General features: G+C 71.7%; 25 protein-coding genes. 12 read left to right on the top strand and 13 right to left on the bottom strand.

Annotation, left to right across the window (positions count from 1 at the left end; genetic code table 11):
• The first annotated feature begins 1 nt into the window (after position 1).
• The 3 genes from ACIGXP_RS26710 (at position 2) to ACIGXP_RS26700 (ending at position 2,867) form a co-directional block, all read left to right on the top strand.
• Positions 2-1,249 (top strand): HAMP domain-containing sensor histidine kinase, encoded by a 1,248-nt coding sequence (locus tag ACIGXP_RS26710; RefSeq protein ID WP_363215076.1) that lies wholly within the window; start codon positions 2-4, stop codon positions 1,247-1,249.
• A gap of 393 nt (positions 1,250-1,642) precedes the next feature.
• Positions 1,643-1,939 carry a DUF4193 domain-containing protein gene (locus tag ACIGXP_RS26705; protein ID WP_003997302.1) on the top strand — a complete coding sequence of 99 codons (297 nt, stop codon included), beginning with the start codon at positions 1,643-1,645 and terminating at the stop codon, positions 1,937-1,939.
• Positions 1,940-1,952: 13 nt separating this feature from the next.
• A complete protein-coding gene (locus ACIGXP_RS26700; protein WP_399772326.1) occupies positions 1,953-2,867 on the top strand; it encodes a hypothetical protein in 915 nt (304 codons plus the stop codon).
• Here the strand turns inward: ACIGXP_RS26700 and ACIGXP_RS26695 are convergent.
• Positions 2,864-3,367 (bottom strand): DUF3093 domain-containing protein, encoded by a 504-nt coding sequence (locus ACIGXP_RS26695; protein WP_399772324.1) that lies wholly within the window; start codon positions 3,365-3,367, stop codon positions 2,864-2,866. The two genes, ACIGXP_RS26700 and ACIGXP_RS26695, sit on opposite strands and share 4 nt — an antisense overlap.
• A 58-nt stretch (positions 3,368-3,425) precedes the next feature.
• On the opposite strand from ACIGXP_RS26695, the gene ACIGXP_RS26690 reads away from it, so the two are divergent.
• The 7 genes from ACIGXP_RS26690 to ACIGXP_RS26660 all read left to right on the top strand — a co-directional run bounded on the left by ACIGXP_RS26690 (position 3,426) and on the right by ACIGXP_RS26660 (position 10,027).
• Positions 3,426-4,010, top strand: a complete 585-nt coding sequence (locus ACIGXP_RS26690) for a PaaI family thioesterase (RefSeq protein ID WP_363215079.1) — start codon at positions 3,426-3,428, stop codon at positions 4,008-4,010.
• Positions 4,007-4,558 carry a dUTP diphosphatase gene (dut, locus tag ACIGXP_RS26685; protein WP_363215080.1) on the top strand — a complete coding sequence of 184 codons (552 nt, stop codon included), beginning with the start codon at positions 4,007-4,009 and terminating at the stop codon, positions 4,556-4,558. Before ACIGXP_RS26690 ends, dut begins: the two co-directional genes overlap by 4 nt.
• Position 4,559: 1 nt before the next feature.
• Entirely contained in the window at positions 4,560-5,324 is a 765-nt protein-coding gene (locus tag ACIGXP_RS26680; RefSeq protein WP_363215081.1) for a DUF3710 domain-containing protein, read from the top strand.
• A 227-nt stretch (positions 5,325-5,551) separates the two neighbouring features.
• Complete coding sequence (locus ACIGXP_RS26675; RefSeq protein WP_363215082.1) at positions 5,552-8,134, top strand: sensor histidine kinase KdpD; 2,583 nt, start codon at positions 5,552-5,554, stop codon at positions 8,132-8,134.
• The gene (locus ACIGXP_RS26670) at positions 8,131-8,820 is read left to right on the top strand and encodes a response regulator (protein WP_363215083.1); all 690 of its coding nucleotides are present in this window, start codon (positions 8,131-8,133) and stop codon (positions 8,818-8,820) included. Before ACIGXP_RS26675 ends, ACIGXP_RS26670 begins: the two co-directional genes overlap by 4 nt.
• 43 nt (positions 8,821-8,863) lie before the next feature.
• Positions 8,864-9,262, top strand: coding sequence for an OB-fold nucleic acid binding domain-containing protein (locus ACIGXP_RS26665; protein ID WP_076095565.1), 399 nt, complete (start codon positions 8,864-8,866; stop codon positions 9,260-9,262).
• A 3-nt stretch (positions 9,263-9,265) separates the two neighbouring features.
• Positions 9,266-10,027 carry a DUF3159 domain-containing protein gene (locus ACIGXP_RS26660; protein WP_399772320.1) on the top strand — a complete coding sequence of 254 codons (762 nt, stop codon included), beginning with the start codon at positions 9,266-9,268 and terminating at the stop codon, positions 10,025-10,027.
• An 80-nt stretch (positions 10,028-10,107) separates the two neighbouring features.
• On the opposite strand, the gene ACIGXP_RS26655 is transcribed toward ACIGXP_RS26660, so the two are convergent.
• Positions 10,108-10,779 (bottom strand): TrkA family potassium uptake protein, encoded by a 672-nt coding sequence (locus ACIGXP_RS26655; RefSeq protein WP_363215085.1) that lies wholly within the window; start codon positions 10,777-10,779, stop codon positions 10,108-10,110.
• Entirely contained in the window at positions 10,779-11,450 is a 672-nt protein-coding gene (locus ACIGXP_RS26650) for a TrkA family potassium uptake protein (RefSeq protein WP_363215086.1), read from the bottom strand. The genes ACIGXP_RS26655 and ACIGXP_RS26650 overlap by 1 nt, the downstream gene beginning before the upstream one ends.
• A 299-nt stretch (positions 11,451-11,749) precedes the next feature.
• On the opposite strand from ACIGXP_RS26650, the gene ACIGXP_RS26645 reads away from it, so the two are divergent.
• Positions 11,750-12,814 (top strand): LuxR family transcriptional regulator, encoded by a 1,065-nt coding sequence (locus ACIGXP_RS26645; RefSeq protein ID WP_399772317.1) that lies wholly within the window; start codon positions 11,750-11,752, stop codon positions 12,812-12,814.
• Here the strand turns inward: ACIGXP_RS26645 and ACIGXP_RS26640 are convergent.
• Genes ACIGXP_RS26640 through ACIGXP_RS26595 form a run of 10 tightly spaced genes read right to left on the bottom strand, consistent with a single transcriptional unit; the run spans position 12,784 to position 23,914 of the window.
• The gene (locus ACIGXP_RS26640; RefSeq protein ID WP_363215088.1) at positions 12,784-13,998 is read right to left on the bottom strand and encodes an MFS transporter; all 1,215 of its coding nucleotides are present in this window, start codon (positions 13,996-13,998) and stop codon (positions 12,784-12,786) included. The genes ACIGXP_RS26645 and ACIGXP_RS26640 overlap by 31 nt on opposite strands.
• Positions 13,995-14,873 carry an isocitrate lyase/phosphoenolpyruvate mutase family protein gene (locus ACIGXP_RS26635; RefSeq protein ID WP_363215089.1) on the bottom strand — a complete coding sequence of 293 codons (879 nt, stop codon included), beginning with the start codon at positions 14,871-14,873 and terminating at the stop codon, positions 13,995-13,997. Before ACIGXP_RS26635 ends, ACIGXP_RS26640 begins: the two co-directional genes overlap by 4 nt.
• Before the next feature lie 43 nt (positions 14,874-14,916).
• Complete coding sequence (locus tag ACIGXP_RS26630) at positions 14,917-16,164, bottom strand: ATP-grasp domain-containing protein (RefSeq protein WP_399772313.1); 1,248 nt, start codon at positions 16,162-16,164, stop codon at positions 14,917-14,919.
• The gene (locus ACIGXP_RS26625; RefSeq protein ID WP_363215091.1) at positions 16,161-17,465 is read right to left on the bottom strand and encodes an ATP-grasp domain-containing protein; all 1,305 of its coding nucleotides are present in this window, start codon (positions 17,463-17,465) and stop codon (positions 16,161-16,163) included. Before ACIGXP_RS26625 ends, ACIGXP_RS26630 begins: the two co-directional genes overlap by 4 nt.
• Positions 17,455-18,651 carry an aminotransferase class I/II-fold pyridoxal phosphate-dependent enzyme gene (locus ACIGXP_RS26620; protein WP_363215092.1) on the bottom strand — a complete coding sequence of 399 codons (1,197 nt, stop codon included), beginning with the start codon at positions 18,649-18,651 and terminating at the stop codon, positions 17,455-17,457. Before ACIGXP_RS26620 ends, ACIGXP_RS26625 begins: the two co-directional genes overlap by 11 nt.
• Positions 18,652-18,707: 56 nt before the next feature.
• On the bottom strand, positions 18,708-19,436 hold the full coding sequence (locus tag ACIGXP_RS26615; protein ID WP_363215093.1) for a sulfite exporter TauE/SafE family protein: 729 nt from the start codon (positions 19,434-19,436) through the stop codon (positions 18,708-18,710).
• Positions 19,433-20,209, bottom strand: a complete 777-nt coding sequence (locus tag ACIGXP_RS26610) for a fumarylacetoacetate hydrolase family protein (protein ID WP_363215094.1) — start codon at positions 20,207-20,209, stop codon at positions 19,433-19,435. Before ACIGXP_RS26610 ends, ACIGXP_RS26615 begins: the two co-directional genes overlap by 4 nt.
• A 3-nt stretch (positions 20,210-20,212) precedes the next feature.
• Positions 20,213-23,098, bottom strand: coding sequence for an FAD-binding and (Fe-S)-binding domain-containing protein (locus ACIGXP_RS26605; protein ID WP_399772309.1), 2,886 nt, complete (start codon positions 23,096-23,098; stop codon positions 20,213-20,215).
• Positions 23,091-23,777 carry a 2OG-Fe dioxygenase family protein gene (locus tag ACIGXP_RS26600; protein ID WP_363215096.1) on the bottom strand — a complete coding sequence of 229 codons (687 nt, stop codon included), beginning with the start codon at positions 23,775-23,777 and terminating at the stop codon, positions 23,091-23,093. The genes ACIGXP_RS26605 and ACIGXP_RS26600 overlap by 8 nt, the downstream gene beginning before the upstream one ends.
• 11 nt (positions 23,778-23,788) lie before the next feature.
• Positions 23,789-23,914 carry a hypothetical protein gene (locus ACIGXP_RS26595; RefSeq protein WP_363215097.1) on the bottom strand — a complete coding sequence of 42 codons (126 nt, stop codon included), beginning with the start codon at positions 23,912-23,914 and terminating at the stop codon, positions 23,789-23,791.
• Positions 23,915-24,379: 465 nt separating this feature from the next.
• On the opposite strand from ACIGXP_RS26595, the gene ACIGXP_RS26590 reads away from it, so the two are divergent.
• Complete coding sequence (locus ACIGXP_RS26590; protein ID WP_363215098.1) at positions 24,380-26,431, top strand: APC family permease; 2,052 nt, start codon at positions 24,380-24,382, stop codon at positions 26,429-26,431.
• Positions 26,432-26,458 lie beyond the last annotated feature (27 nt).

Raw genomic sequence — 26,458 nt, 5'->3', positions numbered from 1 at the left:
CATGGCCGCCACTCCCGCGCCGCCCCAGGCGCCCCCGAAGCCCACCTGGGATCCCCGGAGACCGCAGCCCCCCTTCCCGTGGCTGCGCCCGACCATCCGGATACGGCTCACGCTGCTGTACGGCGGCATGTTCCTGATCGCCGGCATCCTGCTGCTGTCGATCATCTATCTGCTGGCCGCACAGGCGATCAGCACCGGCAACCAGCCACTGTTCAAGATCGTCAGCGGTACCCAGATCCGGGTCTCCAGCGACAACTGTCCCGCGATCAACGGCGGCACGCTGCCGCTGTCCGACTTCAACGACGCGATCGCCCACTGCGTGGACCAGCAGCGCCAGGAGGCCCTGGACGACCTGCTCAGCCGCTCCCTGCTGGCCCTGCTGGGCCTCGCCGTGATCGCGTTCGCGTTCGGTTACGCGATGGCCGGCCGCGTGCTGTCCCCGCTCGGCCGGATCACCCGCACCGCCCGCCAGGTGGCCGGATCCGACCTGTCCCGCCGGATCGAGCTGGACGGCCCGGACGACGAGCTGAAGGAGCTGGCGGACACCTTCGACGACATGCTGGAGCGGCTGCAACGGGCCTTCACCGCCCAGCAGCGCTTCGTCGGCAACGCCTCCCACGAGCTGCGCACCCCGCTCGCGATCAACAGAACGCTGCTCGAGGTCCATCTGTCGGACCCGGACGCCCCGGTGGAGCTGCAGCAGCTCGGCAGGACGCTGCTGGCGACCAACGAGCGCAGCGAACAACTGGTCGAGGGTCTGCTGCTGCTCGCCCGCAGCGACAACCAGATCGTCGAGCGAAAGCCCGTCGACCTGGCCGAGGTCGCCACCCAGGCCATCGATCAGGTGCACGCCGAGGCCGACGCCAAGGGCGTGAAGATCCGCGGCGAGCGCAAGCCCGCCGTGGTGCAGGGCAACGGCGTGCTGCTGGAGCGGATCGCGCTGAACCTGGTGCAGAACGCCGTGCGGTACAACGTGCCCGAGGACGCCTGGGTCGAGGTGAACACCGAGGTCCAGCACGGACAGGCGGTGCTGACCGTCACGAACACCGGGCCGGTGGTGCCGGCGTACGAGATCGACAACCTCTTCGAACCCTTCAGGCGGCTCCGTACGGAGCGCACGGGCAGCGACAAGGGTGTCGGTCTCGGACTGTCCATCGTCCGGTCCGTGGCGCGCGCGCACGGCGGCCACATCGTGGCGCAGCCTCGCGACGGCGGAGGCCTGGTGATGCGGGTCACCCTGCCGTTGTGATCCTGGACCGACACACGCGAGGCATGTTCGCTTTGCGCGGAATCCTCGGGGCGCCGGACGGGGTTCACATTGTGTGATCAATCACATGGGAGGATTTCCGGCCATGTACGCTCCGTGATCATGACAGATGGCAGAAAGCCGGGAAAGTCCTGGTTTTCAGGGCTCTTGATCACGGGAAGTACACGGTGAGGCGCCTTTGAGGTGCGGCATTCGAACCGTGTACGGTCCTCACCGCCATCCAAGCCGATCACTCTTGAGGGGTCGGGTTGGGTGTCGATTGAGTAACAGACCTTGATGTGAGGCAAAATCTCCGCCTCAGGTCGGGCACAAGTCCGGCCTCTCACGCGTTACGTGCGCTGGAGACACCGCAGACACCCAGAGGGGGAGAGCGATATGGCAACCGATTACGACACTCCACGCAAGACCGATGACGACGTCGACTCGGACAGTCTCGAAGAGCTGAAGGCCCGGCGGAACGACAAGTCCACCTCGTCGGTGGACGTCGACGAGTTCGAGGCCGCCGAGGGCCTCGAACTGCCCGGCGCCGACCTCTCGAACGAGGAGCTGGCCGTCCGGGTCCTGCCGAAGCAGCAGGACGAGTTCACCTGCATGAGCTGCTTCCTGGTGCACCACCGCAGCCAGCTGGCCCGTGAGAAGAACGGCCAGCCGATCTGCCGCGACTGCGACTGAGGTCGGGTCGGCCGTGACTGGCTCGACCCCTCCACGGAAGCGCCGCTTCTCCCTCGGGAAAGCGGACGAAGGGCCGTCCGACGGCCCGCACGGCGCGCGTGACGACGAGCGGGGCTCACCGGGAGTGGTGGCCCCGCTCGAACCGGCGACCGACCGGGCTGACCACCCGGCGCCGGTGCGGCAGCCCGCGCCCGTCGCACGGCGACGGGCCGCGGTGATGCGCGACAAGGCCCGGGACCTGGCCCGGGAAGGGGCCCGCAGGGGCGGCAGCCGCGCCCGCGCGGGCCTGGCGTACCTCGCGGACCGGATCATCGAGATCGCCCCGCGTATCCCCGTACGCGACCTCGCGACCCTGCGTCGGCAGTTCCCGGAGCTCGGCCCCGAAGAACTCGCCGACAAGCTCGTGGCGGGCGCGGCGGCCGGCACCTCCACGATCGGCGCCGGGATCGGAGCGGCGGCGATGCTGCCGGTACCGCCGGCCATGCCGACCGAGCTGGCCGCTGAGATCACCGGGGTCGCCGCGATCGAGGTGAAGCTCATCGCCGAACTGCACGAGGTCTATGGCGTACGACCGCCCGGGAACCTGAAGACCCGCAGTACCGCGTATCTGTCCTCCTGGTCGGGGGAGCGCGGGATCGACGTGATGAAGCCGTCGACGTACGACGTGGCCCTCGGCGGCCGCATGAAGCGCGAACTGCGCCAGCAGATCATGAAGCGGATGGTCCGCGACCTGCCCAACCTCATGCCGTTCATGGTGGGCGCCGCGGTCGGGGCGGTCATGAACCGCAGGGACACCAAGAGACTCGCCGCCCGCATCCGGGCCGACCTGCGCAAGATCCAGGTGCCGTGGGAGGAGCTGGCGGAGCTTCCCCCGCTGGAGAAGCCGGCGGACCCGCTGAAGCTGCGCGATCTTCCGGAAGAGCTCTAGGGGGTGTCGTTCGGATCATCCCGGTGTCGCGGGCTCTGGGCGCCGGACTTCCGGGCCGCCTCGATCGCCGCCGCCAGCTTCTCCGGCTCCCGCGTCGACAGGTACAGGTACGGCGTCGGGTCCTCGGGGTCCGTGACCTCGACGCGCAGGGCCGTCGGGATGTAGGCGCGCAGCAGAAGGAAGGCGCGGGTGTCGGCCTTGTACGTCCGCCAGGCGCGGGCCTCCTCCGCGTCCAGCACCTCCGACTCGCCCAGCGCCGACACCGGGATCTTCGCCTCCCCCGCGATCAGCGAGTCGCCCACCACACGGATGCGCGGCGAGCCGTAGGCACTGGCCACCACCGCCGCGGCCGCCGTACCGCCGACCAGACCGCCGAGCAGCGGCAGGGTGCCGAACGGGAGCAGGATCAGGGCGAACGAGACACCCACGAGAAGGCTGATCAGCCACCATGAGCGGGGGGCGGTGAGGCGTTCTTCGTAGGGGGTGGCGGAGAGCTGCATGGGGCCAAGCTTGGCACGGGATCCTGATATCCCCGACGCGCGGGTAAGGTCTGCGGCTGTGAGTGGTAGTTCCGCAAGCCTTCAGCCCCCCGCCGACGCGGTGAAACCGGTACGGCACCCCGACGCGCCCGCGCCCGGGGAACTCCTCGGTGCCCACTACGAACACTGTTTCGGCTGCGGCCCCGGGCAGCCGCACGGCCTGCACCTGGAGGCTCGCGCCGGTGACGATGTCTCGCTGACCGCCGAGTTCACCGTCCAGCCCGCCCACCAGGGCGCCCCCGGCCTCGCGCACGGCGGCGTGCTGGCGTCGGCCCTGGACGAGACCCTCGGCTCGCTGAACTGGCTGCTGCGGACCATCGCCGTCACCGGCCGGCTGGAGACCGACTTCGTACGGCCGGTCCCGGTGGGCACCACGCTGTACCTGGAGGCCGAGGTCACCGCCGTCGCCGGGCGGAAGATCTACTCCACCGCCACCGGACGCATCGGCGGCCCCGACGGGCCCGTCGCCGTCCGCGCCGACGCCCTCTTCATCGAGGTCAAGGTCGACCACTTCATCGACCACGGCCGCGAGGAGGAGATCCAGGCCGCCATGAGCGACCCCGACCAGGTCCGGCGCGCCCGCGCCTTCGAGGTGAACCCGTGAGCCGCCGTCCCCTGAACGTGCAGCTCCGGCGCATCGACCCCGACGTACCGCTTCCGGCGTACGAGCACCCCGGGGACGCCGGGGCGGATCTGCGGACCACCGAGGCGTGCGAGCTGGAGCCCGGGGAGCGGGCGGTGCTGCCCACGGGCGTGTCGATCGCCCTGCCCGAGGGGTACGCCGCCTTCGTGCATCCGCGCTCCGGCCTCGCCGCCCGCTGCGGTGTCGCCCTCGTGAATGCCCCGGGGACGGTGGATGCCGGGTACCGTGGGGAGATCAAGGTGATCGTGGTGAATCTCGATCCGCGCGCGAGCGTGCGGTTCGAGCGCTTCGACCGGATTGCCCAACTGGTCGTCCAGCAGGTCGAGAGGGTCCGCTTCCAGGAGGTCGCGGAACTTCCCGGCTCGGCGCGGGCCGAAGGGGGCTTCGGGTCCACCGGTGGCCATGCCGCGGTGGGCGGCGAGAGCGGCACAAGCGGTCAGGCCGCCGAGGGCGGTCCGACGGGTGGGAATCGATACGCTTCGGTCGTATCCGACCGGGAAGGACAGTGACGTGTTCGGACGTCGCAAGAAGAAGGGTGCCGCCGAGGACGCGGCCGGCGAGGCCGAGCAGGTCGTCGACAACGTCGACACCGAGGCGGACGAGGAAGCAGAGGCCGAGCGCGAGCGCGTCCGGCTGGAGCCCGGGCCGCGGCCCGACGGGCCGTGGGACAGCAGCGAGGTGCGCGACCCGGGCGAGGGCCGCGTGGACCTCGGCGGGCTGTTCATCCCGGGCGTCGACGGCATGGAGCTGCGGGTCGAGGTCGCCGGTGACGCGATCGTCGCCGCGACCGTCGTGCTGCGTGACAGCGCCATCCAGCTCCAGGCCTTCGCCGCGCCCAAGCGTGAGGGCATCTGGGGTGAGGTCCGCGAGGAGATCGGGGCCGGTATCACCCAGCAGGGTGGCATCGTCGACGAGGTCGAGGGGCCGCTGGGGTGGGAGCTGCGGGCGCAGGTGCCGGTGCAGCTGCCGGACGGCACGGGCGGTTTCCAGGTCGTGCGGTTCGTCGGCGTGGACGGTCCGCGCTGGTTCCTGCGCGGTGTGATCTCCGGGCAGGGCGCGGTGCAGCCGCAGGCCGCGGGGCTGCTGGAGCAGATCTTCCGGGACACGGTCGTGGTGCGCGGTGAGGGGCCGATGGCGCCTCGTGACCCGATCGTCCTCAAGCTGCCCAACGACGCGCAGATGGTCCCCGAAGGGGTCCAGCAGGAGGAGGGCTCGCGCTTCTCCGGGGGTATGGGGCAGTTGCAGCGGGGGCCGGAGATCACGGAAGTTCGATAGCCATCGGGTTCACGGGCCGTGCCTTCGAGGGGCGCGGCCCGCTTTTTTGCGGGGTCTCGCCCTTGGGGGTCCTCCGTTGCCGAGTGCGGGTTCGTCGTGCGTGAACAAGGTGGTCATCAGGGTTGCGTCAAAGTTGCCCCCGGCCCGCCCTCCTGTCCCGTTTGCCGTGATTGTTGGCCGTAAGGTCGACGCTGCGTAGGCAGCAGTCACCGGAAGACAATGGAGCCATGGCACGCGGCAAGCTTCGGATCTACCTCGGCGCGGCACCGGGCGTGGGCAAGACCTACGCCATGCTCTCCGAGGCGCATCGCCGGGTGGAGCGGGGCACCGACTGTGTCGTGGGCTTCGTCGAGCACCACGGCCGGCCGCGCACCGAGGTGCTGCTGCACGGCCTGGAGCAGGTGCCGCGCAGGCGGCTGGAGTACCGGGACACCGTCTTCGGCGAGATGGACGTCGACGCCGTGCTGCGCCGGGCGCCCGCCGTCGCCCTGGTCGACGAACTCGCCCACACCAACATCCCCGGCTCCCGCAACGCCAAGCGCTGGCAGGACGTGGAGGAACTGCTCGCCGCCGGCATCGACGTCGTCTCCACCGTCAACATCCAGCACCTGGAATCACTCGGCGACGTCGTGGAGTCGATCACCGGGGTGCGGCAGCGCGAGACCGTTCCGGACGAGGTGGTACGGCGCGCCGACCAGATCGAGCTGGTCGACATGTCGCCCCAGGCCCTGCGCCGCCGTATGGCCCACGGCAACATCTACCAGCCCGACAAGGTCGACGCGGCCCTGTCCAACTACTTCCGCCCCGGCAACCTCACCGCCCTGCGCGAGCTGGCGCTGCTGTGGGTGGCCGACCGGGTCGACGAGTACCTGAACGAGTACCGCAGCGAACACCGGGTCTCCAGGATCTGGGGATCGCGCGAGCGGATCGTGGTCGGGCTGACCGGCGGCCCCGAGGGGCGCACCCTGATCCGCCGGGCCGCGCGGCTCGCCGAGAAGGGCGCCGGCGGTGAGGTGCTCGCCGTCTACATAGCGCGCAGCGACGGTCTGACCGCGGCCTCCCCGAAGGAGCTGGCCGTCCAGCGCACCCTCGTGGAGGACCTCGGCGGCACCTTCCACCATGTCGTCGGGGACGACATACCGGCCGCGCTGCTGGCCTTCGCGCGCGGTGTCAACGCCACCCAGATCGTGCTGGGCTCCTCGCGCCGCAAGGTCTGGCAGTACGTCTTCGGACCCGGCGTCGGCGCCACGGTGGCCCGGGACTCCGGTCCCGACCTCGACGTCCACATCGTCACCCACGAGGAGGTCGCCAAGGGCCGCGGACTGCCCGTGGCCCGCGGCGCACGGCTCGGGCGGGCCCGGATCCTCTGGGGCTGGGCGGTGGGTCTGGTGGGCCCCGCGGTCCTCGCGGTGCTGCTGAACACCATCGATCTCGGCCTCGCCAACGACATGCTGCTGTTCCTGGCGGTCACCGTCGCGGCGGCGCTGCTCGGCGGCCTGCTGCCCGCGCTGGCCTCGGCGGCCTTCGGCTCGCTGCTGCTGAACTACTTCTACACCCCGCCGCTGCACCGGCTGACCATCGCCGATCCCAAGAACATCGTCGCCATCGCGATCTTCTTCGGAGTCGGCATGTCGGTCGCCTCGGTGGTGGACCTCGCCGCCCGCCGCACCCACCAGGCCGCCCGGCTGCGCGCCGAGTCGGAGATCCTCTCCTTCCTCGCCGGGAACGTGCTGCGCGGCGAGACCAGCCTGGAGGAGCTGCTGGAGCGGGTCCGGGAGACCTTCGCGATGGAGTCGGCCGCGCTGCTGGAGCGGGCGAGCGACGTCGAGCCGTGGACCTGCGCCGGGCGCGCCGGGTTCGGGCGGGCGCTGGAGCGGCCCGAGGACGCCGACGTCGATATGCCCGTCGGCGACCACATGGCGCTCGCGCTCACCGGCCGGGTGCTGCCCGCCGAGGACCGCCGCGTGCTCGCCGCCTTCGCCGCGCAGGCGGCCGTCGTCCTGGACCGCCGGCGGCTGCAGGAGGAGGCCGACCAGGCCCGCACCCTCGCCGAGGGCAACCGCATCCGCACCGCCCTGCTGGCCGCCGTCAGCCACGACCTGCGCACGCCCTTGGCCGGCATCAAGGCCGCTGTGTCGAGTCTGCGCTCCGACGACGTGGCCTGGTCCGAGGAGGACCGGGCGGAGTTGCTGAAGGGCATCGAGGAGGGCGCCGACCGGCTCGACCACCTCGTCGGCAACCTCCTCGACATGTCCCGCCTGCAGACCGGTACGGTCACCCCGCTGATCCGCGAGATCGACGTGGACGAAGTGGTCCCCATGGCCCTGGGCGGCGTACCCGAGGACAGCGTCGGACTGGACGTGCCCGAGACGCTGCCGATGGTCGAGGTCGACCCCGGGCTGCTGGAGCGGTCCGTGGCCAACCTGGTGGAGAACGCCGTCAAGTACAGCCCGCGCGGGCGCCCGGTGCTGGTCTCCGCGAGCGCCATGGCGGACCGGGTGGAGGTGCGGGTGGTGGACCGCGGGCCGGGCGTGCCGGACGAGGCCAAGGACCGTATCTTCGAGCCCTTCCAGCGGTACGGTGACGCCCCGCGCGGCGCCGGGGTCGGGCTCGGCCTCGCGGTCGCCCGGGGCTTCGCGGAGGCCATGGGCGGCACCCTCAACGCCGAGGACACGCCGGGCGGGGGCCTCACCATGGTCCTGAGCCTGCGGGCCGCACGACCGGGTCCGGAGCCCCTGGAGGCGGGCGCGGACCTCGCAGGATCTCCCACGGGGGAGGACCTCGCAGAACCAGAAAGGCAGACCCTATGACGACCCGGGTGCTCGTGGTCGACGACGAGCCGCAGATCGTGCGCGCCCTCGTGATCAACCTCAAGGCGCGCAAGTACGAGGTCGACGCGGCCCCCGACGGCCGTACGGCGCTCGAACTCGCCGCCTCCCGGCACCCCGACGTGGTCGTGCTGGACCTGGGTCTGCCCGACATGGACGGCGTCGAGGTGATCAAGGGCCTGCGGGGCTGGACCCGCGTGCCCATCCTGGTCCTGTCCGCCCGGCACTCCTCCGACGAGAAGGTCGAGGCGCTGGACGCGGGCGCCGACGACTACGTCACCAAGCCCTTCGGCATGGACGAACTGCTGGCCCGGCTGCGGGCCGCCGTACGCCGGGCCGAGCCGGTCGGGGCCGGCGAGGACGACCTGACGACCGTGGAGACCGAGGGCTTCACCGTCGACCTGGCCGCCAAGAAGGTCAACCGGGCCGGCAGGGACGTCCGCCTCACCCCGACCGAGTGGCACCTGCTGGAGGTGCTGGTCCGCAACACCGGGCGCCTGGTCAGCCAGAAGCAGCTGCTGCAGGAGGTGTGGGGGCCCTCGTACGGGACCGAGACGAACTACCTGCGCGTATACATGGCCCAGCTGCGCAGGAAGCTGGAGACGGACCCCTCGCACCCGAAGCACTTCGTCACCGAGCCCGGCATGGGATACCGCTTCGAGAAGTGAGCTGCGCTACGGTGCCGTCGGTGGGCCCCGGTACGCTTCAGGTATGAGTGCTGTTCCTCGTTCCGAAAAGCCGGCCGGCCGGTTCCGGCGCATGCTCGACCGGCTCTCCTCCTCACAGGAGGACCTGGAGTCCGAGGAGCTGCGCGAAGACGCCGAGACGGCGGGCTGCACGAAGATCGGTGACTGCCACGACCGGCAGATCGTCACCGTAACTGGTACCTTGCGCACGGTCACCTTGCGACCACGCGCCGGGGTCCCGGCCCTGGAGGCCGAGCTGTTCGACGGCTCCGCCGCGCTGGACGTGGTGTGGCTCGGCAGGCGTTCCATCGTGGGCATAGAACCGGGGCGCAAGCTGATCGCATCGGGCCGGATCTCGATGAGCCGGGGCCGCCGGGTGCTTTTCAACCCGAAGTACGAACTGCGACCCCTCGGACGGGAGTAGCCGGTGACGTCCCTCGACAAGCCGACCGAAAGCACCGACCACAATCCCCCCGACGAGACCGGCGACGCCCGCGCGGTGACCGAGGCCGCGTTGTTCGAGGCGTTCGGCGGTGTCCGCGGCATGGTCGAGACGGTCGTGCCGGGCCTGCTCTTCGTCGCGATCTTCACGGTCAGCAAGGACCTGCATGTGTCGGCGATCGCGGCGCTGATCGTCTCCCTGGTCCTGGTCGTGGTCCGGCTCGCGATGAAGGACACCGTCAAGCACGCCTTCAGCGGCGTGTTCGGCGTGGCCTTCGGCGTGGTCTTCGCGATGTTCACCGGCAACGCCAAGGACTTCTACCTGCCCGGCATGCTCTACACGCTGGGCCTGGCGCTGGCGTACATCGTCACGACCCTCGCCGGGGTGCCCCTGATCGGCCTCATCCTCGGCCCGGTCTTCAAGGAGAACCTCTCCTGGCGCACCCGCAACCCCGGCCGCAAGAAGGCCTACGCGAAGGCCAGCTGGGCCTGGGGCCTGATCCTGCTCGCCAAGTGCGCGATCCTCTTCCCGCTCTACTGGTGGTCCGACACCACCAGGCTCGGCTGGGTCCTGGTCGCCCTGAAGATCCCGCCGTTCCTGCTGGCGGTGTGGCTCACCTGGGTCTTCCTGGCGAAGGCGCCCGCGCCGATCGACGTGTTCGCGGAGATGGAGGCGGAGGAGAAGGCGGCCGAGGAGAGGAAGGCCGCTGCCGAGGCCGCCGGCGGCAGGCACCGCCGGGAGGGCTAGGGGGTGTCCGGCGGCTGGTCGGCCGTCGTACGACGAAGAAGGGCGCCCTCGGGGAGAGGGCGCCCTTCTCGATGTGGCGGTCAGGCCTCTTCCCGCCGCACCGACAACAGCTCCTCCAGCTGCTCCTCCCGGGCCTGGGCGGCCACGAACAGCAGCTCGTCGCCCGCCTCCAGGGAGTCCTCCTTGGACGGGGTCAGCACGCGGGTGCCGCGGATGATCGTGACCAGCGAGGTGTCCTCGGGCCACTCGACGTCACCGACCTGGGTGCCGGCCAGGGCCGACTCCTCGGGCAATGTCAGCTCGACGAGGTTGGCGTCGCCGTGGCTGAAGCGGAGCAGGCGGACCAGGTCGCCGACCGAGACCGCCTCCTCGACCAGGGCGGACATCAGGCGCGGGGTGGAGACGGCCACGTCCACGCCCCAGGCCTCGTTGAACAGCCACTCGTTCTTCGGATTGTTGACGCGGGCGACGACCCGCGGGACGCCGTACTCCGTCTTGGCGAGCAGCGAGACGACCAGGTTGACCTTGTCGTCGCCGGTCGCGGCGATGACGACGTTGCAGCGCTGCAGCGCCGCCTCGTCCAGGGACGTGATCTCGCAGGCGTCGGCCAGCAGCCACTCCGCCTGGGGCACCCGCTCCACCGAGATGGCGGTCGGGGCCTTGTCGACGAGCAGGACCTCGTGGCCGTTCTCCAGCAGCTCGCCCGCGATCGAGCGGCCGACGGCGCCGGCTCCGGCAATGGCGACCCTCATCAGTGACCGCCCTCCTCTTCCGGTCCCTGGGCGAACGCCGCCTCGATCTTCTCGACCTCGTCCGTCCGCATCATCACGTGCACGAGGTCGCCCTCCTGCAGCACCGTCTGCGAGGTCGGCAGGATCGCCTCCCCCAGACGGGTCAGGAACGCCACGCGGACGCCCGTCTCCTCCTGCAGCTTGCTGATCTTGTGACCGACCCACTTCGCGGAGGCGTGCACCTCGGCGAGCTGGACGCCCCCGGTGGGGTCGCGCCACAGCGGCTCGGCGCCCGAGGGCAGCAGGCGGCGCAGCATCTGGTCGGCGGTCCAGCGCACCGTGGCCACGGTGGGGATGCCCAGACGCTGGTAGACCTCGGCACGGCGCGGGTCGTAGATGCGCGCGGCCACGTTCTCCACGCCGAACATCTCGCGGGCCACGCGCGCGGAGATGATGTTGGAGTTGTCACCGCTGGAGACGGCGGCGAAGGCCCCGGCCTCCTCGATGCCCGCCTCGCGCAGCGTGTCCTGGTCGAAGCCGACCCCGGTGACCCGGCGGCCCCCGAAGCCCGGGCCCAGCCGGCGGAAGGCGGTGGGGTCCTGGTCGATCACGGCGACCGTGTGGCCCTGTTGCTCCAGGGTCTGGGCCAGAGCGGAGCCCACTCGTCCGCAGCCCATGATGACAATGTGCATCGCCTCACACCGCACTTTCGGCAGGCCGTCCGACCTGTCCCAACGTCGTTTTCATGTTCCTCTCTCGGCTCGCCACGCGCTACCTTGCGGGCCGTTCGCGGCCCGCAAGGCAACATCATGCCGGGGAATGCCGCCGTCATCCGCTCGTGGGTCGCGGTTTGCTGCCGCCGTCCGCGCTGCGGCCACCGTACCGGCAGGAGACGCCCGTCACAGGCCTGTGAGGTGTGAACAGTGGTTGCGGTGGTTACATTTGAAGACAGCGAAGATCGTGGACAACGTTGCCGCAGCTCGGGGGAATCGTGACGGAACGGGGCGAGTTGAGGGTCGCGCGGGGCGGGGGCTTACTGGAGCCGGAGGACGTCGAGGTCTACGTCTCCCTGCTGCCCCGACTGCCCGGGCCGGCCGACGGAGCGCCGCCGGAAGCGGTGCGCAGGCTGGTCGCGATCGGGCTGCTGCACGAGAGCGGCGAGGCCGGTGAGGGCCGCCACCCCGTCACCTACGCCGCCGTGAACCCCGCCCGCGTCGGCGGCCTGCGGGCGAAGGGCGTCCTCGACGAGGCGCAGGAGATGATCGGGCGCCTGCTGCGCGACCAGGAGACACTGGCCCCGGCGGTGGACGCCTACCTGCGCCAGCGGGACTCGGGCGGGTACAAGGTGCACTCGGGGCTGCCCCACATCAACGCCGCCATCGAGATCGCCACCCGCGAGTGCCACGAGGAGATCCTCACCTCGCAACCGGGTGGACCGCGCTCCGCCGAGGTACTCGCCACCGCACTTCCCCCGACGCTCGACATGCTCAGGCGCGGCGCCCGGATGAAGACGATCTACCAGCACAACGCGCGCTCCGGCCCCGCCACCCAGGCGTACGTACGGGCCATCGAGGAGCACGGCGCGGAAGTGCGCACCCTGGACGAGAACTTCGACCGGCTGATCATCTTCGACCGCAAGGTGGCCTTCATTCCGGGCACCGAAGACCGCTCGGTGGCCGTCGAGGTGCGCATCCCGGCGGTCGTCTCCTTCCTCGCGGTGGTCTTCGAACGGTCCTGGCTCCGTGCCGTCCCCTTCACCCCGCCGGGCCGGGACCGGGCGACGGCGCGGATCACCGACGAGATGGAGCTGGCGATCCTGCGGCACGTGGTCGCCGGCGACAAGGACGCCGTGACCGCCCAGCAGCTCGGCATCAGCATCCGGCGCTGCCAGGCCTACATCGCCCGGCTCTCGGACCGGCTCGGCAGCCGCAGCCGGGCACAGCTCGGCTACCTGATCGCCAAGTCCGGCCTGCTGGAAGCGCATGTGCCGGACGAGCCCCCGGAGGACCCGGAGCACACCTCGGTTCACGCCGCCTCGCTGTCCACCGTCGGCTGATCCGCCCGCGCCCGGGCCGCGTACACCGCGTAGAGCACCACCACCCCGGTCCCGAGCACCAGGCACGCCGTCCACAATGTGTCCCCGCCGTAGGCCTGACGCACCGTCATGCCCAGCGGCGCGCCGAGCACCAGGCCGAGGTTCCACACGAACTGGTACGCGCCCTGGTAGGCGCCCGCCCGGCCCTCGGGCGCGTGCCGGACCAGGAACGCCGACGCCTGCGGCACCAGCAGGATCTCGCCCAGCGTCCACACGGTGAGTGCGGCGGCGTACGACCATGCGGCCCCGGCCACGGCGTTGGCGCCGAACCCGAGCGCCACCAGCAGTCCGGCGAGGACGAACTGGGCGTCCATGCCGATCCGTCCGGCCAGCCGGGACACGACGGGCTGCAGGACGATGATCAGCAGTCCGTTGAGGGAGACGACCAGGCCGTAGGCGTGCGGGCTCAGCCCGTGCGCCGCCATCTCCAGCGGCAGTGTCGACTGCTTCTGCAGGTAGATCAGGGCCAGGCAGAAGGACAGGCACAGGAAGCGCGCGACCGGTCCGGAGCGGAAGGGGGACAGCAGGCCGTGTACGGCACCGCTGCCGCCCGGGGCGCCCGGCCCCCGCCCGGGCAGGCGCAGCGCCACCGCGCTGTAGCACAGGGCGGTCGTGATGTTGAGCACGATCAGCCAGCCGGCACCGCGTTCGAGCAGGACGCCGGAGACCGCGGGCGAGATCGCGGCGCCGATGTTGGAGGCCCAGTAGAGCAGTCCGAAGGCGCGCACGTGGCCTGACTCGGGCAGGGCCCGGGCGACCACGACCGCACCGGCCGGCTTGTGCAGCGTGGACGCGCAGCCGGACAGCAGCACGACCGCGGCCAGGAGGCCGGTGCGACGGGTGCCGGCCAGGGCGAGGGAGGCGGCCAGCGAGACCGCCTGCGAGCACAGCACCGCCGCCCGGGGCCCGATCCGGTCGGCCAGCGCACCGCCCGCGAGGGACCCCGCCACGGACCCCGCACCCCACAGGCCGACCAGCACCCCGATGGTGCCGGCGGACAGCCCCGCCCCGGCGGCCAGGTACAGGGAGAGGAACGCCGGGACGAGGATGCCCAGCCGGTTCAGGAGCGTCCCGGCGAACAGCAGCCAGAACACGGGCGGGAGCGGCTGCCGTACGACGGCCGCTCCCGGGTGCGGTGCTCTCACGCCGACTCCAGCTCCTGCCAGTCGGCCAGCCGCTGCAGCGAGAAGATGTCCTTCACGGAGGCGATGCGGCCCTCCAGTTCGGTGGTCGCGCCCCGGTCGAGGATCGTGCCGTAGGTCTCGCGCAGCGCCCGGATGGTGGCGCGCAGGCCCTGGTTCGCGTAGATCACCGTGGACACGCCGGCCTTGACGGCGTCGTCGATGTGCCAGTCGGGGTAGGTGGTCGGGACGACCACCACCGGCGCGCGGTCCCGCCACTCGGCGAGGAAGGCGAGCACCTGCTCGTTGGTCGGCATCTTCGAGTGGACCAGCACGGCGTCGGCGCCCGCGTCCACATAGGCGTGGCAGCGCTCCAGGGCGACCTCGACGCCGAGGCCGTCGATCAGCGCCTCGGTACGGGCGATGACGAAGAAGTCCTCGGTGCGCTGGGCCTGCTTGGCGACGCGCAGCTTGGAGCAGAACGTCTCGGTGTCGAGGAGGGTGTGGGAGGTGGCGACGAAGCTGTTCATCTTCGGGAACTGCTTGTCCTCGATGGCGACCGCGGTGATCCCGGCCGCCTCGTACTCGCGGACCATGTGCGCCACGTTCAGGTTGTTGCCGTAGCCGGTGTCCACGTCGGCGACGACGGGGATGCCGATGGCCTTCTGGGTGTTCGCCGCGGCCTGGAGGTACTCGGTCATCGTCAGCACGCTGGCGTCCGGCAGGCAGCGTGCCGCGGACACCTCCAGGCTGGACGCCCAGACGGCGTCGAAGCCGGCGGACTCGGCGAGCCGGCCGCCCAGCGCGTCATGCGCGCCGGCGACCCGCACCGCGCCCCCGGCGGCACGGCGTGCGGCGAGGACCGAGCGGAAGGAGGGATGACGGGTGGATCCGAGCATGGCGGTGCTCCTTGGTGTGCGAGTGGTGGGGGTGAACAGGACTTCAGGCCCGCGCGGTGGTCACCGTCACGGCGTCCGCCGCCGCCCGCGCCCGCCGCAGCGCCTCCGGACCGGTCGGGGCGACGGCGACCACGTGCCCGTAGCGGGCGGTGTTGTTGGGCAGGGGCCGCACCCGGGCGCCGGGCCCGACGTAGACACCGACGTCGAGGACCCCGGGCAGCCGGGCCGCCTCGTCGGCGCCCGTGACCGCCGTGACCACGCCCTCGACCGCGGGGAGGAAGGCGATGGCGGCGGCCCGGTGGTGCCCGGGCGCGGGCAGTGGGTGCGCGTCCCCGGGAGCCAGGTACATCGTGACCAGCTCGGCGGGGATGTCCACGCCCGTGCCGAGCGCCACGAGTTGGGTGATCCGGTCGCCCGCGGGACGGCAGTTGATCTCGATGAGGCGCGGGCCGTCGGCGGCCAGCCGCAGTTCGACGTGGGCGGCGCCGAAGTCGAAACCGACGGCCCGCAGCGCGGCGGTGGCCACGTCCGCGCATGCCTCGTCGAGGCCGGAGCCGAGCGCGGCCGGCACGTGGTGGCCGGTCTCGCAGAAGTACGGCAACTCGCCCAGCTCCTTGCGGGTGACGGCGAGGACGGACACCTCGCCGCCGCGCACCAGCGCCTCGACGCTGACCTCGGGTCCGTCGACGTACTCCTCGACGAGCGCCGCCGGGATCTTGCGCTGGCCGCGCTCGTTGTGGGTCTCCTTCAGCAGCAGCCGCACATGGTCGGCAGCCTCGTCCGCGTCGCGGCACAGGCGTACGCCGTTGCTGCCGCCGTCGTCGAGCGGCTTGACCACGCAGGGGTACGCGAGGTCCGCGCCGTGCACCTCCTCCGGCGTCCCGACACGGGCGAACCCCGGCACCGGCACGCCCGCGTCCGCGCACAGCCGGCGGGTCCGTGACTTGTCGCGGGCCGCGCGGACCCCCGCGGGGTCGGGACCGGGCAGCCCGAGCGCGCGCGAGGCCTCGGCGCCGCTGATCATGTGCCACTCGCCGACGGCCACGATCGCGTCCGCCGGGTGCGCCAGGCCCCGTACGGCGGCCACGACGGCGGCCGGATCGTTGGTCTCGCAGGTGACGACCTCGTCGACCAGACCGAGGTCCAGGCGTTCATGGCCCGGAGCCAGGTACAGCGACAGATCCCGGGTGAGGAAGGTGACCCGGTGGCCGGCGCGGCGCGCGGCGGCGATGGCCTCGTACCCGCTGCCGGTGAGGTTGCTCTCCAGGAAGACGACGTGCCGGCCGCTCACAGCGCCGCCTCTGGAGCCGCCGCCGGTTCCAGCACGAAAAGGTCCTCGCTCAGGGCCGTCAGCCGGTCCAGGTCCGCCAGCAGCAGCTCGGGCGAGTCGGCGCGCAGCTCGATCCGCAGCGGGGAGGCGGCACCCTCGTGGCGGGGCTGGACCAGGTCGCCGGGGTGTTTGTACACATCGACCTGGGCGGTGGCGGGCAGGGCGCGGATCCGGTCCAGGCCGTGATAGGCGACCAGCGTCCCGGCTCGCTCCGGATACGGTGTGACGACCGCGGCGGCCCCGTCGCGCACCGGCTCCACGTCCGGTTCCACGCCGCGCAGCACGTCCCGGTAGCCGGCAATCAGATTGATGCCGTACGCCTCGCGCAGCAGCGGGGCACGGTTGGCACCGGGGCGGCCGGCCGCCTCGATCAGCCGGGGACCGTCGGGGCCGTGCACGAACTCGACATGGGCGAGACCGCGCCGGATGCCGAGGGCACGGACCGCGTCCGCGGCCAGGGCGCGCATCCGCTCGCGTTCGCCGGGCGTGAGGCGGGTGGCGGTGACACGGGCGAAGTGGTGGAAGTCGGTGCCGCCCAGGTCGGTACCGGTGACGACGTCCACGACCGGTGTCGTCCACACCTGTTCGCCGAGCACCAGGCACTCCACGGAGTGGTTGGTGCCGGTCAGGAACTCCTCGACCAGGATCTCCACCGGTGTGTCGCCGATGCGCTGTCCCGCACTGAACTCCGGGAGCGTGGCGGCCAGTTCGCGGTGGGCGGTGGCCAGCTCGGCGGCGTTCTCGCACCGCGAGACGAAATAACTGCCCCACAGGTTGCCGGGCTTGAGCACCACCGGATAGCCGGTGCCGGCAGCGAAGGCCAGCGCCTGCTCCTCGCTCGTCACCACGGCCGAGCGGGCGGAGGCGTGCTCCCCGATGTGCTCGGCGAACCTGCGCCGCATCACACTCTTGCTGCGCACCGCGGCCGCCGCCTCGCGGCTCATCGCGGCCAGCCCGAGCCGCGCGCACACCTCCGCCCACAGCGGCACCAGGGTCTCGTCGACGTTCAGCACCGAGTCGATCCGCCAGGTCCGGCCGATCTCCTCGATCCGGCGTACGACCGCGTCCGCGCCGTCGGCGAACCGCAGGTGCTCGACGACCTCGAACTCCTCGGGCTCCAGCGTGTGCACGCTGTCGGTGTCCCGCAGCACACCCAGTGCCACCCCTGCCTCCAGCAGGCCGGCGTAGAACTCGGGGCGCTGCACGGCGCCGAAGTACAGGACCAGCGGACGGCGGCCGGCCGCGGCGGGCTCACTCGACACCGGTCATCACCTCCCGCAGCGAGGCGAGGCCCGCGTCGATGCGGTCCTCGGCGATCGCGTACGACAACCGCACGAAGCCCTCGGTGCCGAAGGCCGTGCCCGGGGTCAGCGCGATGTGCGCCTGCTCCATGAGGACACCGGTGAGGGTGTCGGTGTCCGGGACGGGGACGCCGCCGAGCTTGCGGCCGATCACGTCACGGACGTCCAGGAAGTAGTAGAAGGCACCCTGGGGAGTGGTGGCGGGCCGGATGTGGTCGATGGTGGTGAGGGCTTCGCCGACCAGTGCGTGCCGCCGGGCCAGCACCTCGCGGACGTGCTCCGTGAAACCGTCCAGTTCGCCCCGGGCCGCCGGCAGCAGCGCGTGCTGGACGACACTGGTGACGTTCGACGCGGTGTGGCTCTGCAGGTTCTTCAGCGTGTCGATCAGCGGACGCGGGCCGTGCACATGGCCCGCGCGCCAGCCGGTGACGGCGAAGCTCTTGGAGAACGAGCCGATGCCGACGGTGAGGTCGCGGGCCTGAGGCACCAGCGCCGCGGGGTGGGCGTGGGCCGCACCGGGCAGGACGAGTTCGCCGTAGCACTCGTCGAAGACGATCCACACGCGGTGGGCGACCGCCCAGGCGGCGATGCGGGCCAGCTGCTCGGGCGGGCAGACCGCGCCGGTCGGATTGTTCGGGGTGTTGAGGACCAGCAGGCGGGTGCGCGGCGTCCGCAGGGCCTCCAGCCGGTCCACGTCCGGCACGAAGCCGGTGTCGGACGTCTCCACCGGCACGGGTTCACCGCCCGCGATGCGGATCTGCGCGGCGAAGGTGCCCCAGCCCGGGTTGGGGACCAGCGCCTGGTCGCCCGGGTCGAGCAGGGCCAGCGCGGCGAGGTGCAGACCGTGCTTGGCCCCGGTGGTCACGATCACCTCCTGCGCCGCGTACGGCACCCCGGACAGCCGGGTGATCCGCTCGGCCAGGGCCGTGCGCAGGGCGGGCAGCCCCGCGGTGTCGGTGTAGCGGTGGGTGTCCGCGTCCGTGGCCGCGTGCAGGGCGCGCAGGACGTCGGCGGGCGGGGCGAAGTCCAGCTCTCCCGCGGCGAAGTTGACGATGTCGACGCCCTGGGCCCGGAGGGCTTCGGCCTTGTTGCGGGTGCCGGAGGTCTTGGATCCGGATACGGAGTGCGCGCGTGCGGCGAGGCGCATGCGAGGGCTCCCATCTGTCGTTCTGGAAGAGACGGGGGGAAGGGGTGGCAGGGTGGTCAGCCCGAGAGCACGCCGGCGATCACCGACACCGAACTGACGACGAGCAGCCCCAGGACGGCCTGCCGGAAGCGTTCGGAGTCGAAGCGGGCGAAGATGCGCTCGCCGACGACGATGCCGATGAGCAGCGCCGGCACCCCGGCGAGCAGCGCCCACCCGACCTGAGCGGTGAGACGCCCGCTGAGCGCGTAACCGCTCAGCGACGCCAGGCTCGTACCGGAGAACACCACGCCCAGCGTGGCGCGCTGCACCCGCGGTGGCAGCCGCAGGCTCTGCATGGCGGCCACCATCGGCGGGCCGTCGATGCCGGTGGAGGCGAAGGAGGCGCCGGAGAACGCGCTGATCCAGGCGACCGCGGCCAGCCCGCCGCGCACGGTGACCCGGCGCCACACCATCAGCGTGCACAGCAGCACCACGACCGCGATGACCAGCGACAGTGCCCGTCCGGGCAGCACGTGCAGCAGCCACACCCCGAACGGCACGCCCAGCAGGCCCGCGCCCAGCGCCACGGCGGTGATCCGCCGGTCCACGTGCCGCCAGTCCTTCACGGCGATCCACAGGCTGAGCGGCGCCGCCATGATCGCGGCGACGACGACGGCCGTCACCGGGTCGAGCAGCAGCGTCAGCGGGGGTACGGCGACCAGCGAGAAGCCGAACCCCGCGGTGGTGCGGATTACGGAGGCCAGGGTGAGGACGAGGAAGACCCCGGCGACGACGGCTGCGGTCATGAGGCCCGCACCACCGTGTTGGTCAGCTCGCCCAGGCCCTCGACGGCGACGGTGACCGTGTCACCGGGGAACATCCGCGAGACGCCCGCCGGAGTGCCGGTGAGGATCACGTCGCCGGGCAGCAGCGTCATCGCCGAACTGATGTGCGCGATCAGCTCGTCGACGGGGCGGACCATCTGCTGGGTGCCGCCCTCCTGCCGCAGCTCGCCGTTGACGGTGGCGGTGACCCGCAGCGCGGCCGGGTCCAGGTCGGTCTCCACCCAGGGGCCGAGCGGGCAGAAGGTGTCCGAACCCTTGGCCCGCCACCACTGGCCGTCGGGTTTTTGCAGGTCGCGAGCGGTGACGTCGTTGGCGCAGGTGTAGCCGAGCAGTACGCCCGGTACGTCCTCGGGTGCCAGGTCGCGGCACTGGACGCCGACGACCGCCGCCAGCTCCGCCTCGTGGTGGAGCTCGTCGGTGTACTCCGGAAAGACGATGTCCGCTCCGGGACCGACCACGCTGGTGGACGGCTTGAGGAAGATCAGCGGCCGCTCCGGCACCTGGTTGCCCAGCTCCGCGGCGTGGGCGGCGAAGTTGCGGCCGACCGCGATCACCTTCGAGGGCTCCACCGGGGCGAGCAGCGTCACCTCGTCCAAGGGGCGGGGCGGGCGGTCCCCGGCCGGAGCGCGGGTGCCGTACGGGTCCCCGGCCAACGGCGTGATCAGCCCGTCGGCGCCGAGGAGGCCGTACACCCCCTCGGTTCCCGCCGCTTCCCGGTACCTCACGATGCGCATACGTCATCCGTTCTTTCGCTGTGCTGGTACATCACCCGAACCGCCGCCGCTGCCCAGCGCCCTGCGCAGCAGTGCCGCGAGGTGGGTGGCCGTGCGCTCGGTGCCCTGGGAGATCTGCGTACGGCAGGAGAAGCCGTCGGCGACGATCGCCGTGCTCTCGCCCGCCGCGCGCACCTTCGGGTACAGCTCACGCTCCGCCGAGGACTGGGAGACCTCCCAGTGCCCGGGCTCGTAGCCGAAGTTGCCGGCGAGCCCGCAGCACCCCGCGGTGACCACGTCGGTGTCCACGCCGAGCCGCTTCAGGACCTCCAGCTCGGCCCGGTGGCCGGGACCCGCCTCCTGGTGGCAGTGCGGCTGGAGTACGGCGTCGGTGTCGAGGGGGCCGAAGGGCCAGGGGCCCTCGTGCCCGGCGACGAGTTCGGCCAGCGTGGTCGTCTGCGCCGCGAGCAGGCGCGCGGCCGGCGATTCGGGGAGCAGCTCGACGGACTCCTCACGCAGAGCCTGCGTGCAGGACGGTTCCACGCCGACGACCGTGTGCCCGGCCGCGAGGTGCTTCTCCAGGGACTTCAGGGAACGCGCGAGGACCGTGCGGGCCACTCCCAGCTGCCCCGTGGAGTACCAGGTCAGGCCGCAGCAGACCGGGCCGTCCGGCAGGACGACGCGGTACCCGAGCGCCTCCAGCACCTCGACGGTGTCCTGTGCGCCGGACGGGTCGAGGAAGTTGGAGAAGGTGTCCGGCCACAGCACGACGGTCCGCCGTCCCGCTGCGGGCGCCGCCCGCCGGGCCGCGAACCACTGCCGGAAGGTGCGCGGAGCGACCCCCAGCAGGCCTCGCCGGGTCTCCAGACCGGCCAGCCGCGACAGCCTCCGGGCGATCCCCGGCCGTCGGGCCAGCGCGTTGACCGCGCCCGGCGCCAGGGAGCCGAGCCGGCCGAGGAGGGGCAGCCAGCCGAGCACGTAGTGCGCCCGGGGACGCAACCGCCCCTTGTAGTGCTGGTGCAGGAACTCCGCCTTGTACGCGGCCATGTCGACGTTGACCGGGCACTCGCTCTTGCACGCCTTGCAGGACAGGCACAGGTCGAGCGCCTCGCGGACCTCCTCGGACCGCCAGGCGTCCGGCAGCGTCTCGCCGCGCAGCATCTCGCCGAGCACCCGGGTCCGGCCGCGCGTGGAGTGCACCTCGTCCCCGGTGGCCTGGAACGACGGGCACATGGCACCGGTGGCGTTGCGGCAGCTGCCGACGCCGATGCAGCGGCGTACCGCACCCGCCATCGAGCCCTTGTCGGCGGACAGGGTGAGCAGCGGCAGCGCGTGCCGGTCGTGCCCGGGGCCGGGCCGCACATCGGCGTCCAGGGGGGCCGGGTCGACCAGGATGCCCGGGTTGAGCAGCCCCTCGGGGTCCCAGATCTCCTTGAACTGCCGGAAGGCGCCGAGGAGTTCGGGCGAATAGGTACGGGTCAGCAGCTCGGAGCGGGCCCGCCCGTCGCCGTGCTCGCCGGAGGCACAGCCGCCGTGCGAGACGGCGATGTCGGCGGCGGTCTCGATGAAGGCGCGGTAGTCGGCGATGCCCGCCTCGCTGGTGAGGTCCCAGTCGACGCGCAGGTGCAGACAGCCCTCGCCGAAGTGGCCGGTGATGGTGCCCTGCCGCTGCCGCTCGGCCATCAGGGCGTGCAGGTCCTTCAGGTAACCGGCGAGGTTCTCGGCGGGTACCGCGGAGTCCTCCCAGCCCGGCCAGGCCTCCCGGCCGTCGGCCATGCGGGTGGCGATGCCGGCGCCGTTGCGCCGGATGCTCCACAGGGCGTCGGTACGGCCGGCGTCCGTGAAGACCTCCCAGCGGGCCCCGCTCTCCTTCCCGATCCGCCGGGCCCGCTCCTCGGCGTCCGCCGGGTCGGTGCCCTCGATCTCGCAGTACAGCCAGGCCCCGCCGGGCGGCAGCAGGTCGACGCCCGCCGCCTGCCCGGGCCGCGCGCGCAGCGCGTCCACCAGGGCGGCGTCCATGCCCTCGACGGTGAGGGCGCCGGCCCGCGCCAGGCCGGGGGCCGCGGTGGCGGCGTCGTAGACGTCCGGGAAGCCGAGGACCAGCAGGACCCGGGCGGCGGGCAGCGGTACCAGGTTGATCGTCGCGCCCAGGACCAGGCCGCAGGTGCCTTCGGAGCCCACCAGCGAGCGCGCCACGTGGAAGCCGTGCTCCGGCAGCAGCCGGCCCAGTCCGTAGCCGGAGACCTGGCGGCTGAAGCGGCCCAGCTCGGTGCGGATGCCGGCCAGGTGCGCGTCCCGCAGACCCCGGAGCCGTTCGTCGAGGTCCCGGTCGCCGGTGGTGCCGGGGCCCACGCTGAGCAGCCGTCCGTCGGCGCGCAGCAGCTCGATGCGCTCGGTGATGTCGGCGGTGGTGCCCCAGGCCACGGAGTGCGGCCCGCAGGCATGGTTGCCGATCATGCCGCCGATGGTGCAGCGCGAGTAGGTGGACGGGTCGGGGCCGACGGTCAGCCCGTGCTCGGCGGCGCGCGCCCGGACGGTGCCCAGGACCGCGCCGGGCTGCACGGTGGCCGTACCGGCATCCGGGTCGATGGCGAGGACCTTGTTCATGTGCCGGGAGAAGTCCAGCACCAGGCCGGCGCCGATGGCGTTGCCGGCGATGGAGGTGCCGCCGCCGCGAGCGGTGACGCCGACCCCGTGCGCCGCGGCGACCGCCACGGCGGTGGCGGCCTCCTCGGCGTCCCGGGGTTCGACGACGGCACGCGGTACGACACGGTAGATCGATGCGTCGGAGGTGTAGGCGGACCGGGTCAGTGCATCGGTGCGGGCGGTGGGCAGCCGCTCGGACAGCTCGCGCAGGAAGCCGTCCGGGACGGTGACGCCGCCCGGCACCGCGGAGGCGCCGTCACCCATCGGCGCGCGGGAAGAAGTCGACGAGCAGCATGTCGCGGACACCGGTGCGGTGGCCGTCGGCGGGCTCGATGGCGTCGACGCCGTGGAAGACCCGCCGGTCGTCGATGATGATCGTCTCGAACGGTTCGGTGAGCGTGGTGCGCAGCAGCGGCCGCATCTCGCGGTCGTAGATCTGCGAGGCACCGCCCTGGACGCCGACGCGGCCCATGAAGACCTGGGCGACGAAGTGGTGGCCGTCCTCGTGGACGCCCTCGGGGGCGGGCAGGCCGTTCGTGCCGCGGGTGGCGGTGATGCGTATCTGATGGACGCCGACGCCGCCGCGCCTCCGGTCGAACTCACCGGGCAGCCGGTCGGCGAGCGCGGCCACCAGGGTGCGCAGGACCTTGGAGGCCTTCACCTCTTCGGCGAGCGGCGGGAAGAGCCGGTCGACGCCGCCGTGCAGGGCGTTGACCTCGACGGACTGGTGGAAGACGCCGTGCGCGTCGGGCTCCATGCGGTCCACGCCGCGGAAGGAGCCGTAGCGGCGGCGCCGGTAGTCGGCACCGTCCTTCATGTACGCGTCGACGGGCAGGTCCTCCCAGCTCTCCCGGAAGGACTTCAGCTCCTCGTCGGAGTGTGCGGCCAGCGCCCGCAGCGTGTCGGCGGCCGGCACATGCAGGTAGGGCGGGACGTTGGTCATGGTTCTCCTCCTCAGGCGGTGGCCGGCGCGGCGGGGCGGGAGACGTCCCAGCCGATGTCGGTGGCCAGCACCGTGGGGAGGAGGGCGGCGCCGATGAGCACGGCGGGTATCGCAGGTATGAGCAGACGGCGAATCACGGTCGTACAGCCTCTCTGGGCGCGGGTGGGGCAGAGCTGGTCATCGCTCCGTGCGCTGTTGTTCACAGCGGGTTCGCGTGGCTTTCGCCAGCCTTTCCCAGCCGCTCGGACCGTTCAAGATCGAAAAGGGTGCCTGAACCCGCAGTGCGGAAACACGACGGGTTCGAGGAGGCGGGTTCGCCGTCGGGCGTTCCGGCTCAGCGGCGGCTGATGCTCAGGACGCTGAAGAGGGTGAGGATTCCGAGGCCGACGAGGGCGCAGGCGGCGCCGATCAGCTCTGCGGGCGCGGGCATGGGACCTCCGTACGACGGCAAGGACGGGATTTGTCATATGGACAGGGAGATCTAGACACAAGATCGTCGGGGCTGCGGAATCCGTAGCCCTGACCGGCGCCGATTTCACCCGTCAGGCAGATGTGCGACCGCAAGTGGAAGCACCCGGTTCGAAGCCGTACGATCCTCTGTCGTGTCCAAACTGACCGACGTGCCCAAACGGATCCTGATCGGGCGCGCACTGCGCAGTGACCGGCTGGGCGAAACGCTGCTGCCGAAGCGCATCGCACTCCCCGTCTTCGCCTCCGACCCGCTGTCCTCTGTCGCCTACGCGCCGGGGGAGGTCCTGCTGGTCCTGTCCATCGCGGGCGTGTCGGCGTACCACTTCAGCCCCTGGATCGCCGTCGCGGTCGTCGTGCTGATGTTCACGGTCGTCGCCTCCTACCGCCAGAACGTGCACGCCTACCCGAGCGGCGGCGGCGACTACGAGGTCGCCACCACCAACCTCGGCCCCAAGGCGGGCCTGACGGTGGCCAGCGCCCTGCTCGTCGACTACGTCCTCACCGTCGCCGTCTCGATCGCCTCCGGCATCGAGAACCTCGGCTCCGCGATCCCCTTCGTGGTCCAGCACAAGGTGCTGTGCGCGGTCGCCGTGATCGTCCTGCTGACGCTGATGAACCTGCGCGGCGTGAAGGAGTCCGGCAAGCTCTTCGCGATCCCGACGTATGTGTTCGTCGGCGGCGTCTTCATCATGATCGCATGGGGCGCCGTCCGCGGTCTGCTCCTCGGCGACACCATGCGCGCACCCACCGCCGACTTCCACATCCAGGCCGAACACCAGGGCCTCGCGGGCTTCGCGCTGGTCTTCCTGCTGTTGCGCGCCTTCTCCTCCGGCTGTGCCGCGCTCACCGGCGTGGAGGCCATCTCCAACGGCGTCCCGGCCTTCCGCAAGCCCAAGTCGAAGAACGCGGCGACCACGCTGGCGCTGATGGGCGGGCTCGCCGTCACCATGTTCTGCGGCATCATCGCCCTCGCCATGTCGACCAAGGTCCGTATGGCCGAGAACCCGGCCACCGACCTGCTCCGGGACGGCCACCCGCTCGGCTCCGGCTACGTCCAGAACCCGGTGATCTCCCAGGTCGCCGAGGCGGTCTTCGGCAAGGGCAGCTTCCTGTTCGTCGTCCTCGCGGCGGCCACCGCCCTCGTGCTGTTCCTGGCGGCGAACACGGCCTACAACGGCTTCCCGCTGCTCGGCTCGATCCTCGCCCAGGACCGCTACCTCCCGCGCCAGCTGCACACCCGTGGCGACCGCCTCGCCTTCTCCAACGGCATCGTGCTGCTCGCGGGTGCCGCGACCCTGCTGACCGTCATCTACGGCGCCGACTCCACCCGGCTGATCCAGCTGTACATCGTCGGCGTGTTCGTGTCCTTCACGCTCAGCCAGACCGGCATGGTCCGGCACTGGAACCGCCACCTGGCGGTCGAGAAGGACCCGGCCAAGCGCCGCCACATGGTGCGCTCCCGCGCGATCAACGCGTTCGGCGCCTTCTTCACCGGCCTGGTGCTGGTCGTCGTCCTGGTCACGAAGTTCACGCACGGCGCCTGGGTGGCGCTCCTGGGCATGTGCATCTTCTACGCGACGATGACCGCGATCCGTAAGCACTACGACGGTGTCGCCGAGGAGCTCACGGCACCCGAGGAGCCGGACGACGACCTGATCCGCCCGTCCCGGGTGCACTCGGTCGTGCTGATCTCCAAGATCCACCGCCCCACCCTGCGCGCCCTGGCCTACGCCAAGCTGATGCGCTCGGACACCCTGGAGGCGCTGACGGTCAACGTCGACCCGGCCGAGACCAGGGCGCTGCGCGAGGAGTGGGAGCGGCGCGGCATCGACGTACCGCTGAAGGTCCTGGACTCGCCGTACCGCGAGGTCACCCGGCCGGTCATCGAGTACGTCAAGAGCCTGCGCAAGGAGTCCCCGCGCGACGCGGTCTCCGTGATCATCCCCGAGTACGTGGTCGGCCACTGGTACGAGCACCTGCTGCACAACCAGAGCGCCCTGCGCCTGAAGGGCCGCCTGCTCTTCACGCCCGGCGTGATGGTCACCTCCGTGCCCTATCAGCTGGCGTCCTCCGAGGCGGCCAAGATGCGGGCCCGCAAGCGGCAGGAGTGGAGCGCACCGGGTGCCGTACGACGGGGTCCGGCGGCGGAGCGGCCCAAGGAGCCGTCGTCGGCCAAGGACTGATCCCGGGGTTCGGCCCGTGGTGAACGG

The organism is Streptomyces sp. NPDC053069, assembly GCF_044546895.1.
Classification (GTDB): domain Bacteria; phylum Actinomycetota; class Actinomycetes; order Streptomycetales; family Streptomycetaceae; genus Streptomyces.
The sequence above is the reverse complement of the archived record's forward strand: the minus strand, read 5'-3'. Positions and strand labels throughout refer to the sequence as shown.